The sequence below is a fragment of the Streptomyces sp. NPDC020917 genome (assembly GCF_044333795.1).
In the GTDB taxonomy this organism is placed as follows: Bacteria; Actinomycetota; Actinomycetes; order Streptomycetales; family Streptomycetaceae; genus Actinacidiphila.
Map to the genome: position 1 here is coordinate 653,705 of NZ_JBIRRR010000001.1, position 14,401 is coordinate 668,105.

The 14,401-nt window shown below is 71.5% G+C and carries 13 protein-coding genes; 8 read left to right on the forward strand and 5 right to left on the reverse strand.

Features of this window, described 5'->3' with window-relative positions:
- Positions 1-443 precede the first annotated feature (443 nt).
- On the reverse strand, positions 444-644 hold the full coding sequence (locus ACH4TG_RS02795; RefSeq protein WP_398240055.1) for a hypothetical protein: 201 nt from the start codon (positions 642-644) through the stop codon (positions 444-446).
- A gap of 55 nt (positions 645-699) precedes the next feature.
- Here ACH4TG_RS02795 and ACH4TG_RS02800 point away from each other — a divergent pair, with 55 nt between their 5' ends.
- From ACH4TG_RS02800 to ACH4TG_RS02820, 5 genes are all read left to right on the forward strand, one after another.
- The gene (locus ACH4TG_RS02800; RefSeq protein ID WP_398240057.1) at positions 700-1,626 is read left to right on the forward strand and encodes a TraR/DksA C4-type zinc finger protein; all 927 of its coding nucleotides are present in this window, start codon (positions 700-702) and stop codon (positions 1,624-1,626) included.
- Between the two features lie 123 nt (positions 1,627-1,749).
- Complete coding sequence (gene lspA / locus ACH4TG_RS02805) at positions 1,750-2,367, forward strand: signal peptidase II (RefSeq protein WP_398240059.1); 618 nt, start codon at positions 1,750-1,752, stop codon at positions 2,365-2,367.
- Positions 2,368-2,398: 31 nt separating this feature from the next.
- Positions 2,399-3,340: an RluA family pseudouridine synthase gene (locus ACH4TG_RS02810; RefSeq protein WP_398240062.1), complete on the forward strand. Its 942-nt coding sequence runs from the start codon at positions 2,399-2,401 to the stop codon at positions 3,338-3,340.
- A 50-nt stretch (positions 3,341-3,390) separates the two neighbouring features.
- The gene (locus tag ACH4TG_RS02815; protein WP_398240473.1) at positions 3,391-3,807 is read left to right on the forward strand and encodes a GNAT family N-acetyltransferase; all 417 of its coding nucleotides are present in this window, start codon (positions 3,391-3,393) and stop codon (positions 3,805-3,807) included.
- A 4-nt stretch (positions 3,808-3,811) separates the two neighbouring features.
- Positions 3,812-5,401 (forward strand): Na+/H+ antiporter, encoded by a 1,590-nt coding sequence (locus tag ACH4TG_RS02820; RefSeq protein ID WP_398240067.1) that lies wholly within the window; start codon positions 3,812-3,814, stop codon positions 5,399-5,401.
- 112 nt (positions 5,402-5,513) lie between these two features.
- Here the strand turns inward: ACH4TG_RS02820 and ACH4TG_RS02825 are convergent, their stop codons facing one another.
- On the reverse strand, positions 5,514-6,623 hold the full coding sequence (locus tag ACH4TG_RS02825; protein WP_398240069.1) for a mechanosensitive ion channel family protein: 1,110 nt from the start codon (positions 6,621-6,623) through the stop codon (positions 5,514-5,516).
- A gap of 97 nt (positions 6,624-6,720) precedes the next feature.
- Between ACH4TG_RS02825 and ACH4TG_RS02830 the strand changes: the two genes are divergently transcribed.
- On the forward strand, positions 6,721-7,287 hold the full coding sequence (locus ACH4TG_RS02830) for a dienelactone hydrolase family protein (RefSeq protein ID WP_398240071.1): 567 nt from the start codon (positions 6,721-6,723) through the stop codon (positions 7,285-7,287).
- A 62-nt stretch (positions 7,288-7,349) separates the two neighbouring features.
- Here the strand turns inward: ACH4TG_RS02830 and ACH4TG_RS02835 are convergent, their stop codons facing one another.
- Positions 7,350-8,147, reverse strand: coding sequence for a thioredoxin domain-containing protein (locus ACH4TG_RS02835; RefSeq protein ID WP_398240073.1), 798 nt, complete (start codon positions 8,145-8,147; stop codon positions 7,350-7,352).
- A 48-nt stretch (positions 8,148-8,195) separates the two neighbouring features.
- Positions 8,196-8,891 carry a hypothetical protein gene (locus ACH4TG_RS02840; RefSeq protein ID WP_398240075.1) on the reverse strand — a complete coding sequence of 232 codons (696 nt, stop codon included), beginning with the start codon at positions 8,889-8,891 and terminating at the stop codon, positions 8,196-8,198.
- Positions 8,892-9,045: 154 nt separating this feature from the next.
- On the opposite strand from ACH4TG_RS02840, the gene dnaE reads away from it, so the two are divergent.
- Entirely contained in the window at positions 9,046-12,600 is a 3,555-nt protein-coding gene (gene dnaE, locus ACH4TG_RS02845; protein WP_398240077.1) for a DNA polymerase III subunit alpha, read from the forward strand.
- Positions 12,601-12,690: 90 nt separating this feature from the next.
- Here the strand turns inward: dnaE and ACH4TG_RS02850 are convergent, their stop codons facing one another.
- Positions 12,691-12,858, reverse strand: a complete 168-nt coding sequence (locus tag ACH4TG_RS02850; RefSeq protein WP_398240078.1) for a hypothetical protein — start codon at positions 12,856-12,858, stop codon at positions 12,691-12,693.
- A gap of 236 nt (positions 12,859-13,094) precedes the next feature.
- On the opposite strand from ACH4TG_RS02850, the gene ACH4TG_RS02855 reads away from it, so the two are divergent.
- Positions 13,095-14,312, forward strand: a complete 1,218-nt coding sequence (locus tag ACH4TG_RS02855) for an NYN domain-containing protein (RefSeq protein WP_398240080.1) — start codon at positions 13,095-13,097, stop codon at positions 14,310-14,312.
- Positions 14,313-14,401 lie beyond the last annotated feature (89 nt).

Consider the following 14,401-nt stretch of genomic DNA (forward strand, 5'->3'; position numbering starts at 1 on the left):
CACGGCATCCGCCCGCAGTGTTCCTCCGGCGGCTCCGGGGTGATCTTCACGTCGCGCACACCCCCGGGCTTCCACCGTCCCCGGGTCGCTCATGGCTGCGTGCGGCGCTACTCGTCCCATCCACGCCTTTCGCTGCGCCCAGTGTACGGGCCAGGCCGCCCCGCGGCCGCACGCATTTCCCCCGCCCGCTGCCGGAGGCGGGCGGCCGCCGTGAGCGCGCCCCCGCCCTGCGCCTGCCGTGCCGCTCCCGCGCTGACCCGAATGGCGGCGGTCCGCCGTTCCGGCCGCCATTCCGGTCAGCGGGCCGGAATACCTGGCCGTGAGCTGGGCACAACGGATGCAGACCGGTCTCCCCCCGGGGGGTACGGGTCGGCCGGGCAGCGCGCCCCGTTGCCGCGGATCGATGCCCGATTTACCGTTTCCGGCACGATTCGCGAACAAGATCACGGATGTGAAGGGGTCGCGGCCATGGTCGTGAGGAAGGCCGCCGACAAGCCGGCGGCGAAGAGGACGGCCGCGGCCAGCGCGGCCTCGTCGGCCCCGGCCAGGAAGGCGGCGAAGAAGGCGTCCGGAAGGACCGCGGCGAAGAAGGCCCCGGCCGAGGCCACGGGCAGGAAGGCGGCGGCCAGGAAAGCGGCGGGCAAGCAGTCCGCAGCCGGGAGGGGCGCGGGCGAGGACGCCACGGCCGAGAAGGCAGCGGTGAAGAAGACCACGGCGAAGAAGGCCGCAGCCGAGAAGGCGGCGGCCGGGAAGTCCGGTGCCGAGAAGACTGCCGCCAGGAAGACGGCGGCGAAGAAGGCCCCGGCGAAGAAGGCCGCAGCCAAGAAGGCGGTGGCCAAGAAGGCGGTGGCCAAGAAGGCGACGGGCAAGAAGGCGACGGGCAAGAAGGCGGCGAAGGCCCCCGCGAAGACGGCGGCGGCCAAGGCCCCGGCCATGAAGGGGGCAAAGGCCGCCCCCGAGAAGGCCCCGGCCAAGAAGGCCACCGCCAAGAAGGCCACCGCCAAGAAGGCACCCGCGAAGAAGGCGGCCGCCGCGAAGGCGCCGGCCGGGAAGTCCAGTCCCACCTCATCGACCCCCAGCCCGGGCGGGAAGGCGCCGGCCGGCAGGAAAACGGCCGGAAAGGCGCCGGCCGCCAAGAAGACAGGAGCCCGCAAGGTGGCAGCGAAGAAGACCGTGGCCCAGTCGGCCGCGACATCAGGGTCCCCGGTCCCCGCCGCCCGCACCGCGGCCGAACCGGGCACGCTGGCGGTCCTCCCAGGCGAGGACCCCTGGACGGCCGAGGAGGTCGAGGAGGCGCGTGCCGAGCTGCTCGGCGAGGTCGAGCGGCTGAAGGCCGAGATCGCCTCGTCCGAGGCGGCGGTCGCCGGCCTGCTGCGGGACACCGGGGACGGCGCGGGCGACGACGCCGACACCGGCACCAAGAACATCACCCGCGAGTACGAGATGGCCCTCGCGGCCAACACGCGGGAGACCCTCACCCAGGCCACGCACGCGCTCCAGCGCCTCGACGAGGGCACGTACGGCCTGTGCGAGGTGTGCGGCAACCCGATCGGGAAGGCCCGGATGCAGGCGTTCCCGCGGGCCACCCTGTGCCTGGACGACAAGCAGCGGCAGGAGCGGCGCTGACGCTCGCGAGCGCAGGTCCCCCCGCCCGCAGCGGGGGGACCTGCGGCGTGCCCGTGCCGTACCCTCGTCATCAGTCAGGATTCGGCCTGGCGGGCACGGAGCACAAAGGCTGAGGGACCCCACGTGACGGAAGCGGAGCGCACCATCACCACACCGGACGGCCCGGACGAGGCTCCGGGCACGGCCGCGGAGGCCCAGGACACGGCGCCGCGGACCGAGGCGTCCGGCGCCGCCCCCGCCCCGGACGCGGCCTCGCGCACGCGCCGGGTGCCGGTGCTGATAGCGGTGGCCGCCCTGGCGTACCTGCTCGACGTGCTCTCGAAGCTGTGGGTGGTGCACAGCCTGGAGCACCGCGACCCGATCCGGCTGCTCGGCCACTACCTGCAGCTCGACGCCACCAGGAACGCGGGCGCCGCCTTCGGCATGGGCCAGGGCATGACGATCGTGTTCACGCTGATCGCGGTCGGCGTCATCGCGGTGATCGTCCGGCTGTCCCGCCGGCTCTACAGCACGCCCTGGGCGATCGCGCTCGGCCTGCTGCTGGGCGGGGCGTTCGGCAACCTCACCGACCGGGTGTTCCGCGCTCCTGGCGGCTTCCAGGGCCGCGTGGTGGACTTCATCGCACCCGAGCACTTCGCGATCTTCAACCTCGCGGACTCGGCGATCTGCTGCGGCGGCGCGCTGATCGTGCTGCTGTCCTTCCGCGGGGTGGACCCCGACGGTTCCCGGCACGAGGACTGAGCGGCCCGTCCCGTCCGGCATACTCGATCAGGTGAGTACGCTTCCCGAAGTCCGTTCCCTGCCCGTGCCGGAGGGCCTCGAAGGCGAGCGCGTCGACGCCGCCATCGCCCGCATGTTCGGTTTCTCCCGTACCAAGGCCGCCGAGCTGGCCGCGGCCGGCAAGGTCTCGCTGGACGGCGCGGCGGCGGGCAAGTCCGAGCGGGTGCGCGGCGGGGCGTGGCTCGAGGTCGAGATGCCGGCGCCGGCCGCGCCGGTGGAGATCGTCGCGGAGCCCGTGGAGGGCATGGAGATCGTCCACGACGACGACGACGTCGTGGTGATCGGCAAGCCGGTGGGCGTGGCCGCGCACCCCAGCCCCGGCTGGACCGGGCCCACGGTGATCGGCGGCCTGGCCGCGGCCGGGTACCGGATCGCCACCTCGGGCGCCGCCGAGCGCCAGGGCATCGTGCACCGCCTGGACGTCGGCACCTCCGGCCTGATGGTGGTGGCCAAGTCCGAGCGGGCCTACAGCCTGCTCAAGCAGCAGTTCCGGGACCGGGTGGTAGACAAGCGCTACCACGCCCTCGTCCAGGGCCACCCCGACCCGATGAGCGGCACCATCGACGCGCCGATCGGCCGCCACCCCACCCACGACTACAAGTGGGCGGTGACCGCGGACGGCAAGCCCTCGGTGACCCACTACGACCTGATCGAGGCGTTCCGCTCGGCCAGCCTGCTCGACATCAAGCTGGAGACCGGCCGCACCCACCAGATCCGGGTGCACATGTCGGCCCACCGCCACCCCTGCGTCGGCGACCTGACCTACGGCGCCGACCCGACCCTGGCCAAGCGGCTGGGGCTGACCCGGCAGTGGCTGCACGCGATGAGGCTCGGCTTCGAGCACCCCGCGGACGGCTCGTGGGTCGAGTTCGAGTCCGCGTACCCGGCGGACCTGCAGCACGCCCTGGACACGGTCCGGGCGGACAGTCAGTGACCGGCGGGGCGGCCCCGGTGCGGGTCGTCGCCGCGGACGACCCGGACGCCATGGCCGCGGTCCACGCCATCCGCCACGAGGTCTTCGTCGTCGAGCAGGACGTCCCGCCCGACCTGGAGTGGGACGGCAAGGACGCCCGGGCGGTGCACGTGCTGGCCGACGGGGTCGGCACCGGCCGGCTGCTGCTGGGCGAGGACGCGGCGCGGAAGAACGGCGGCGACCCCGGGCTCGCGGTCCTCGGCCGGCTCGCCGTGCTGCGGACCGCGCGCGGCGGCGGCCACGGCGCCCGGCTGGTGCGCGCGCTGGAGGACGAGGCCCGCCGGCTGGGCCTGGACGGGGTGTACCTGGAGGCGCAGGTGCACGCGATCCCGTTCTACGAGAAGCTCGGATATACCGCATACGGCCCCGAGTTCCAGGACGCGGGCATCGTACATCGGGCAATGAAGCGGACATTCATGACAATCTGACGGCGTGGATCAGCTCACCCTCTTCTTCTCGCTCATGCTCCTGGCCATCATCATGGTGCCGCTCGGCGACCGGATCGGGTTGCCCTCGCCGGTGCTGATGACGCTGTGCGGCGGAGTGCTGGCGCTGATCCCGCAGGTCCCCAACGTCCGGATCAACCCGGGCCTGATCCTGCCGCTGCTGCTGCCGCCCCTGCTCTACGCGGCCGCCCAGCGCACGTCCTGGCGGCAGTTCGCGGCCAACCGGCGGGCCATCTTCCTGCTCGCCGTGGCGCTGGTGTTCGTCACCATGGCCGCGGTGGCGGCGGTCGCCGACGCGGTGGTGCCCGGCATCACGCTGGCCGCCGCGTACACCCTGGGGGCCCTCGTCGCCCCGCCCGACCCGGTGGCCGCGACCGCGGTCGCCGGATCGCTGGGCCTGCCCCGCCGCATGATCTCGACCCTGGAGGGCGAGGGGCTGTTCAACGACGTCACCGCCATCGTGCTCTACCATGTGGCGGTCGCCGCCGCGGTCTCCGGCGAGTTCTCGCTCGGGCACGCGGCGCTGGAGCTGCTGCTGTCCGCGGTGGTCGCGGTGGTCGTCGGCCTGGTCCTCGGCTGGGGAACCAACAAGCTGATGAACGTGGTCGGCGACCCCACGCTGCAGATCGGGCTGTCGCTGCTGGTGCCGTTCGCGTCGTACGCGCTGGCCGAGGGGTTCCACGGCTCGGGGGTGCTGGCGGTGCTCACCACCGCGCTCTATCTGGCCGAACACGCCTTCGAGGCCGACGATGTGACGGCCCGGCTGGCCGGCAACACCTTCTGGGAGATCATCGACACCCTCGTCACCGGTATCGCGTTCGGGCTGATCGGCCTCGAACTGCACCAGGTGTTCAGCGTCGGCCGGGGCAACTGGGGGCCGATGCTGCAGCACGCCGCCCTGATCATCGCGGTCGTCGTCGGCGTGCGCCTGCTCTACCTGCTGCCCGCCGCCTGGTTCGCCAAGCGGCTGCACAAGGTCCGGGACATGGACGAGGACATCCCGATGACCTGGCGGGAGACGGTGATCATGTGGTGGGCGGGGATGCGCGGGGTGGCGTCGGTCGCCCTGGCGCTGGCCGTGCCGCTGACCACCGACCACCACACGCCGTTCCCGGCCCGCCCCGAGCTGCTGTTCATCGCCTTCGCGGTGGTGCTCGCCACCCTCGTCGTGCAGGGGCTGACCCTGCCGTGGCTGGTCAGGCGGCTCGACGTGGGCGCCGACACCAAGCTGGAGCACGACCTGGAGCGCCAGCTGGCGCTGCGCGCGATGAAGGCGGCCAGGACCCGGCTGAAGGAGATCGAGGCCGCGGAGACGCTCGACGAGGACCTGGCCGAGATGCTGCACCACCGCGCGGTCGAGGTCGGCGCCCGCATCTCGCCCGACATCCTGGACGACGAGCGCCGGGAGAGCCACGGCCGCAGGCTCAAGCGCCTGCGGGAACTGCGCCGCATCCAGGAGGACATGCTATCCGCCGCCCGCCACGAGGTGCTGTCCGCGCGCAGCGAGCCGGGCAGCGACCCGGAGGTCGTCGACCGGGTGCTGCGGTCGCTGGACCTGCGCTCGATGCGCGGCTGACGGTACCGCCTGGCCGGTCCCTCTGCCGGTCCCTCTGCCGGGCCGCCTCTGCCGGGCCGCCTCTGCCGGGCGGCCCCGCGGGAGCCTCCCGCGGCGCCGTCCCGCCGAGGCGTCAGCGGGCGCCGGGGCCTGGCCCGAGGTCCTGGGACTCCGGCATCGGCGTCGCGTCCCGGCTCGCGCCCTCGTGCGTGATGCCGGGCGCGGGCGCGGTGCTGACCCGCGGCAGCGCGTACGGGTGCTCGCAGCGCACCCAGTCGATGAGCTGCTCGCGGACGATGCAGCGCAGCGTGAACACGTCGCCCGAGTCCTTGGCGGTGAGCAGCGCGCGCAGCTGGATGGTGGTCGGCGTGGTGTCGATCACCACCAGCCCCCAGGCCCTGCGGTCCCACTCCGTGGTCTGCTCCAGGATCTCCAGCAGCCGCTTGCGCATCAGGTCCACCGGCGCCGAGTGGTCCAGGTGCAGGAAGACGGTGCCGGTCATCCGCGGGTCGGCGCGCGACCAGTTCTCGAACGGCTTGCTGGTGAAGTACGACACCGGCATGGTGATCCGCCGCTCGTCCCAGGTGCGCACGCTCAGGAACGTCAGCGTGATCTCCTCGACCTCGCCCCACTCGCCGTCGACCACCACCGTGTCGCCGATCCGCACCATGTCGCCGAAGGCGATCTGCAGCCCGGCGAACAGGTTGCTCAGCGTGGACTGCGCGGCCACACCGGCGACGATGCCGATGATGCCCGCGGAGGCCAGCACCGAGGCCCCCACCGTGCGCATCTCCGGGAACGTGAAGAGCATCGACGCCACCGCGATGACCCCGACGACCGCGGTGAACACCCGCTGGATCAGGGTCAGCTGGGTGCGCAGCCGGCGTATCTTCGGCACGCTCCTGGACGTCGCGGCGTAGCGGGCGTACGAGGAGTCGATGACCGCGGCGGCCACCCGGACCACCAGCCAGGCCGACGCCGCGATCAGCGCCAGCGTCAGGCCCTGGCCCACCGCCCCCGGATGCCCGTGGGCGACGTGCGCGGTCGGGAACGCGCCGCGCAGCACCGCGGCGCACAGCACCACCTGCAGCGGCAGCCGGCAGCGCCGCAGCTGGTCCCACAGCGGCGTCTCCGGGTGCCGGGCGTCCACCGTCCGCAGGGCCCGGTCGACCACCCAGCCCACCGCAAGCGTCAGCGCGACCGCCGACCCCAGGACGACCAGCGGCCGCAGAGCGCTTTCCATGCTGCTTCTCCCTCGGTCTTCCTCATGTCGCCTTGCGGGCGCGGCCCGCACTACCTGGCACGATGGTCGCGTACCCGAGGCCAGAGAGGGCAGCCCTGTGACGATCGTCCTGTTCCACTCCATGTACGGGCTGCGGCCCGCCGTGCTGGCGGCCGCGGACCGCCTGCGCGCCGCGGGCCACGAGGTACACACCCCCGACCTGTTCGACGGGCGCACCGCGGGCGACGCCGAGGAGGGCATGCGGATCAAGGACGAGATCGGCCGGGACGAGCTGCTGCGCCGGGCCGTCGCCGCGGCCGCGCCCCACTCCCAGCAGGGCCTGGTCTACGCCGGGTTCTCCCTCGGCGGCTCCGTCGCGCAGAACCTGGCGCTCGGCGACGAGCGGGCCCGCGGGCTGCTCCTGCTGCACGGGACCTCCGACATCGCCGACGACGCGTCCACCGACATGCCGGTGCAGCTGCACGTCGCCGACCCCGACCCGTTCGAGCCCGACGACTGGCTGAACGCCTGGTACCTGCGGATGCGGAAGGCCGGTGCCGATGTGGAGGTGCACCGCTACCGGGGCGCCGGCCACCTCTACACCGACCCCGACCTGCCGGACTACGACGCCGAGGCCGCCGAGCGGACCTGGGCGATCGCGCTGGACTTCCTCGCGGACCTGTAACCCGCGGCCGGAGTGCCGGGCCTCCTCGGACGCCCGGCACCCGAGGAGGCCCCGCCGGCGGGCTACTTGGTGAGCCCGGCCTCGATCGAGGACATCACCTGCGCCGAGGGAATCCCCGCGACCTGGATGTCCTTGTTGTTGAGCTTCACCGTCGGCGTCGAGTCGACGCCGCTGCTGTCGAACGACTTGCTCATCGTCAGCGCCCACTTGTCGAAGGTGCCGTTCTTCACCGCGTCGGAGAACTTGGCGTTGTTCTTCAGCGCCGGGATCTTCTGCGCGAGCTCGATCAGGTGGTCGGCGTTGTTGAACTCGTCCTTCTTCTCGTCCGGGTGGACGGCCTTGGAGTAGAGCAGCGTGTGGTACTGCTCGAAGGCGTCCACCGAGACGTTCAGCGCCGCGCCCAGCGCGCTCAGCGCCTTCTTCGAGCCGGAGCCGCCCTGGCCGGCGTCGAGGAACGTGCCGAAGGTGTACTGGATCTTGTACTTGCCGTCCTTGGCGCCCTGGAGCACCGCGGCACCCGCCTCCTGCTCGTAGGCGGCGCAGATCGGGCAGCGCATGTCCTCGAACTCGTGCAGGGTGTTCTTGTTGTTCTTGTCGCCGATGGTCAGCGTGGTGCCGTCGGTGCCGTCGGTGTTGGCCGGCTTCACCAGCGTCTTCTTCGCCGCCGCCGACCAGTAGCCGGGCTTGTTCGCCTGGTTGACGGCGACCGCGACGCCGCCGGCCACGGCCAGCACGACGACGATGCCGACGCCGACGAAGACCTGCCGGCGGACCTTCGCGCGCTTGGCCTCCTTCTCGCGCTGGAGGCGCAGGCGCTCGCGGGCGGCGGCCTTGCTGGCCTTGCTGTTCCTGGTGCTCATGGTGGGTTCTCCTGGGTACGCGTGGATGTGGGGGAGTGCTCGGTGCGGTCAGAGGAAGACCGGCGCGGGCGGACCACGGCGTACGACGGCGTGCAGCAGGGACCGGGCGGACAGCGCTCCGGGGGCGGGCGGCGCGGCGGCCGGGCGGACCCGGCCGGGCAGCGCGGCGGCGCGGCGGACGGCGGCCGCGGCGAACAGCATCGGGCGGAAGGCGGCGGCGCAGGCGGCGCGCAGCATCCGCTGCAGGGCCGCCTCACCGCGCCGCAGCCACCAGGAGGCCAGCAGGCCGACCGAGACGTGCGCGGCCAGCAGCAGCCAGGGCAGGGCGGTCGACGGCATCTGCGCGGCGGGCGCCGCCCCGGCGACACCGGGAAGGTGGCTCCCGGCCGGGGCCCCGTGGCAGATCACCGCCTCGTGGAAGGAGCGCCAGGAGCCGGTCACCGGCCCGCCGGACGGGCCGTAGCACAGGCGCTGACCGGAGGTGAACCAGGTGTCCACGGCGAGTTCCAGCGGGACCATCAGCCCGGCGATCATCCGGAAGCCGCACTCGCGGCGGCCGGCCACCAGGTAGGCCACGCCGAAGACCGCCGCGAAGGCGGCGGCCACCACCGCCGGCGGCAGCGGCTCGCGGGACATCAGCACATGGGAGGTGGAGGAGAGTGTGACGCAGAGCGCGGCGAAGAGGGCAGCACGAAGCACCCCGTGCCGCGGCCGTATCTCCTCCATGGCGATGAAGTGTGCCATGGGCGGGCGTATGTGCGGCCTAAAGGTTCGGGCAACCCTTGAGGACGGTTCGGGGAACGACCGGGCTCCGGCTGTCGTACCCGGGTCGTAGAGTTGCCATCACCGCCAGGACTGCCCGCCCATCCGCCCGCTCTCGCCGGAGGTGTCGCTCCCCGTGACCGACCAGCCCTTCACTCACCTGCACGTCCACACCCAGTACTCGCTGCTGGACGGTGCGGCGAGACTGAAGGACATGTTCAAGGCGTGCAACGAGATGGAGATGACGCACGTCGCCATCACCGACCACGGCAACCTCCACGGCGCCTACGACTTCTTCCACCAGGCGCAGGCGGCCGGCGTCACCCCGGTGATGGGCATCGAGGCGTATCTGGCGCCCGAGTCGCGGCGGTACACCAAGCCCGTCAAGTGGGGCGCCCCGCACCAGAAGAACGACGACGTCTCCGGTGCCGGCGCGTACACCCACATGACCATCTGGGCGCGGAACAAGACCGGCCTGCACAACCTCTTCCGGGCCCAGTCCCGCGCGTCCTTCGAGGGCTACTTCCGCAAGCCCCGGATGGACCGCGAGCTGCTCAGCGAGTACGCCGAGGGCCTGATGGGCACCACCGGCTGCCCGTCGGGCGAGGTCTCCACCAAGATCCGGCTCGGGCAGATGGACGAGGCGCTCAAGGCGGCCGGCGAGTACCAGGACATCTTCGGCAAGGAGAACTTCTTCGTCGAGATCATGGACCACGGCATCGACATCGACACCCGGGCCCGCAAGGGCCTGGAGGAGATCGCCAGGAAGCTCAAGGCGCCGTTCGTGGTCACCAACGACTCGCACTACACGTACGCGCAGGAGTCGTCGGCGCACGACACCCTGCTGTGCATCCAGACCGGCTCGAACATGTCGGACCCCGACCGGTTCAAGTTCGACGGCTCCGGCTACTACCTGAAGTCCGCCGCCGAGATGTACGCGATCGACTCGTCCGACGCCTGGCAGGAGGGCTGCCGCAACACGCAGCTGCTGATCGCCGACCGGGTCGACACCGAGGGCATGTTCCAGTTCAAGAACCTGATGCCCAAGTTCGACGTCCCCGACGGCTACGACGAGGTGTCCTGGTTCCGCGAGGAGGTCGCCCGCGGCATGGCCCGGCGCTTCCCCGGCGGCATCCCCGAGGACCGGCAGAAGCTCGCCGAGTACGAGATGGACACCATCATCCAGATGGGGTTCCCCGGCTACTTCCTGGTCGTCGCCGACTTCATCATGTGGGCGAAGAACAACGGCATCGCGGTCGGCCCGGGCCGCGGCTCCGCGGCCGGCTCGATCGTCGCCTACGCGATGGGCATCACCGACCTCGACCCGGTCCCGCACGGCCTGATCTTCGAGCGCTTCCTCAACCCCGAGCGCATCTCCATGCCCGACGTCGACATCGACTTCGACGAGCGCAGGCGCGGCGAGGTCATCCGCTACGTCACCGAGAAGTACGGCTCCGACAAGGTCGCCCAGATCGCCACCTACGGCACCATCAAGGCCAAGGCCGCGATCAAGGACTCGGCCCGCGTGCTCGGCTACCCCTTCTCCATGGGCGACCGGATCACCAAGGCGATGCCCGCCGACGTCCTCGGCAAGGGCATCCCGCTGTCCGGCATCACCGACAAGGACCACCCGCGCTACAGCGAGGCCGGCGAGGTCCGCTCGATGTACGAGAACGAGCCGGACGTCACCAAGGTGATCGACTCCGCACGCGGCATCGAGGGCCTGGTGCGGCAGATGGGCGTGCACGCGGCCGGCGTGATCATGTCGTCCGAGTCGCTGATCGACCACGTGCCGATCTTCTCGCCGAAGAACGACGGCGCGGTCGTCACGCAGTGGGACTACCCGAGCTGCGAGTCGCTCGGCCTGCTGAAGATGGACTTCCTCGGCCTGCGCAACCTGACGATCATGGACGACGCGGTCAAGTCCATCAAGGCCAACAAGGGCATCGACATCGACCTGCTGGCCCTGCCGCTGGACGACCCCAACACCTACGCGCTGCTCAGCCGCGGCGACACCCTGGGCGTCTTCCAGTTCGACGGCGGGCCCATGCGCTCCCTGCTGCGCATGATGAAGCCCGACAACTTCGAGGACATCTCCGCCGTCTCGGCCCTGTACCGGCCGGGCCCGATGGGCATGAACTCGCACATCAACTACGCGCTGCGCAAGAACAAGCAGCAGGACATCACCCCGATCCACCCCGAGCTGGAAGAGCCGCTCAAGGAAGTCCTGGACATCACCTACGGCCTGATCGTCTATCAGGAGCAGGTGCAGAAGGCCGCCCAGGTGCTCGCCGGCTACTCGCTCGGCCAGGCCGACCTGCTGCGCCGCGCGATGGGCAAGAAGAAGAAGGAGGTCCTCGACAAGGAGTTCATCCCCTTCCAGGCGGGCATGCGGGAGCGGGGCTACTCCGACCAGGCCATCCAGGCGGTGTGGGACGTGCTGGTCCCGTTCGCCGGCTACGCCTTCAACAAGGCGCACTCCGCGGCCTACGGGCTGGTGTCGTACTGGACCGCGTACCTCAAGGCGAACTACCCGGCCGAGTACATGGCGGGCCTGCTCACCTCGGTGAAGGACGACAAGGACAAGATGGCGCTCTATCTCAACGAGTGCCGCCGGATGGGCATCAGGGTGCTGCCCCCGGATGTCAACGAGTCCAACGCCAACTTCACGCCGAGCGGCGACGACACGATCGTCTTCGGGCTCACCGCGGTGCGCAACGTCGGCACCAACGTGGTGGAGTCCATCGTCAAGTGCCGCAAGTCCAAGGGGCGTTACGGCTCGTTCCCGGACTTCCTCGACAAGGTCGAGGTGGTCGTCTGCAACAAGCGGACCGTCGAGTCGCTGATCAAGGCCGGCGCGTTCGACGAGATGCAGCACACCCGGCGCGGTCTGACCGAGCACTTCGAGTCGATGATCGACAACGTGGTGCAGGTGAAACGCAAGGAGGCCGAGGGCCAGTTCGACCTGTTCGGCGGGATGGGCGGCGACGACGGCGACGACAGCCCCGCGTTCGGCATGGACGTGGTCTTCTCCGACATCGAGTGGGACAAGACCTATCTGCTGGCGCAGGAGCGCGAGATGCTCGGGCTCTATGTCTCCGACCACCCGCTGTTCGGCATCGAGCACATCCTCAACGACAAGACGGACGCGGCCATCGCCGCGCTGGCCGGCGACTACTCCGACGGCGCGATCGTCACCATCGGCGGCATCATCTCCGGCCTGCAGCGCAAGATGACCAAGCAGGGCAACGCGTGGGCGATCGCCACCGTGGAGGACCTGGCGGGCTCGGTGGACTGCATGTTCTTCCCGGCGACCTACCAGCTGGTGTCCACCCAACTCGTCGAGGACGCCGTGGTGTTCGTCAAGGGCCGGCTCGACAAGCGGGAGGACGTGCCGCGGCTGGTCGCGATGGAGCTGATGGTGCCCGACCTGTCGGACGTCGGCGCCAACGCGCCCGTGGTGCTGTCCATTCCGACGGTCAAGGTGACCCCGCCGCTGGTGGCCAGGCTCGGCGAGGTGCTGGACAGCCACAAGGGCAACACCGAGGTGCGGGTGCGGCTGCAGGGTGCCAGGTCCACCACCGTGCTGCGGCTCGACCGGCACCGGGTGACCGCGGACCCGTCGCTGTTCGGCGACCTCAAGGCCCTGCTGGGACCGGCCTGCTTGGGCGCGGGGCAGCAGGCGGGCTGACGCCGTCGCGGCGGCGGGCCGCGAACACGAACGCGGGGGCGCCCCGGAAGGGGCACCCCCGCGCGTGTGAGAAGTGCGGGTGCGGCGCGATCAGTTGTGGCCGAACCGCTTCTGCTGCTTGCGCGAGACCTGCGTCGAGGTCGGCATGCCGTGCTCCTCGGCCACCGCGGTCTTCGTGTGCTCCTGGGCCTCCATGGCCGGCTCGGACCGCTGGTCGTGCTGCTCACGCTGCCGGTTCTGGTTCTTGTTCTTAGCCACGATCGTGCCTTCCTAGTGTGGGGATTGTTGGCCGATGGGCCGCCTTCAGATTTGCACGCGGGGACAAAGCGCGCATTTCGGGCAGTTGGCGATGGTGAACGCTCCGTGACGGTGACCGCCGCCACGCCGAAGATCGGTTTCGCGGCCATAACCCCCGGGAATTCGGGCAGACTCGGGGGAAATCACAGGCAGAGCCCTGGATGAACTCACCGGGGGGCGACCGGAAGAGGTGCGACATGGATCGCTGCGTCGTCCTGGTGGACGCCGGATACCTGCTGGGCGCAGCGGCAAGTCTGCTGGCGGGGGAACCCTCCCGGTCCTCGATCCTGGTGGATCATGCCGCCGTGGTCGCTGGCCTGCGTGAACGTGCCGAAAAGGAGACCGGGCAGCCGCTGCTGCGGATCTACTGGTTCGACGGAGCGCCCGACCGGGTTCCGCAACCCGAACACCGCAGACTGAGAGTGATGCCCCGCGTGACCGTGCGGCTCGGGGCGCTCACCCGGACGGACGGCCGCTGGGCGCAGAAGGGCGTCGACGCTGCTATGCACGCCGAGCTGTCGGAGCTGGCCCGCAACCGCGCCTGCTCCGACATCGTGCTGGTCACCGGCGACGGCGACCTGCTGCCCGGCATGATGTCCGCCAAGGAGCACGGCGTCGCGGTCCACCTGTGGGCGGTGCAGGCCGCCGACGGCGACTACAACCAGTCCGAGGATCTGGTCGCCGAGGCCGACGAGCGCCGGGTGCTGGACCGGGAGTGGATCACCGCCGCGATCCGCGCCCGGGACGCCGCCGGCGTCTGCGCGCCGGTCGGCACCCGGCCCGAGTTCGGGCCGGAGATCGCCGCGATCCTCGCCGCGCCGCTGCCGGAGACCGCGCCACGGACCGGGCCGGAGGCCGCGCCGGCCGAGCCCGCGCACCCGGCGAAGAACGGCTCCGCGCCCGCCCCGGCGGGCCCGCCGCCGCACCACAAGGGCGTCCCCACCCCCAAGGACGTCGCCGACCTCGGCCGGTCCCACACCGCGCCGCCGCAGCAGCCGGTGGCCGGCGCCACCCTGCGCTGGTCCTCCGACAAGGGCTGGACCGACCGCGGCTCCGACCAGGCCGACACCAGCGGGCTGCCCACCCTCGCCCAGCTCACCACCGCCGAGCAGCGCTGGGCCGACCGGGAGGCGGACATCACCGCGGTCAGCGGCGACCCGTACGAGGTGGGGCAGGTCTTCGCCCGCCGCTGGATCGCCCGGGTGGCCGATCCGGCGCAGCGCCAGCAGCTGCCCGCGCACTACCCACGGGTCCCGCACCGCATCGACGGCGAGCTGCTGCGGTACGCCGCCCGCTTCGGGCTGCTGGCGCACAAGGACGACCAGATCGACGAGCACGACCGCTACGCGATCCGGGCCGGGTTCTGGCGCGAGTTCGGCATCCGCGGGCCCGGCGCCCCGACGCCGGAGGTCTGACCCCGCGGGCTGACCTGGGCGGGGCCGCGACCGCCGGCACGGGCCGCCGGACGGGCCGCCAGTCGGGCCGGAGGGGCACGCGCCGTGCC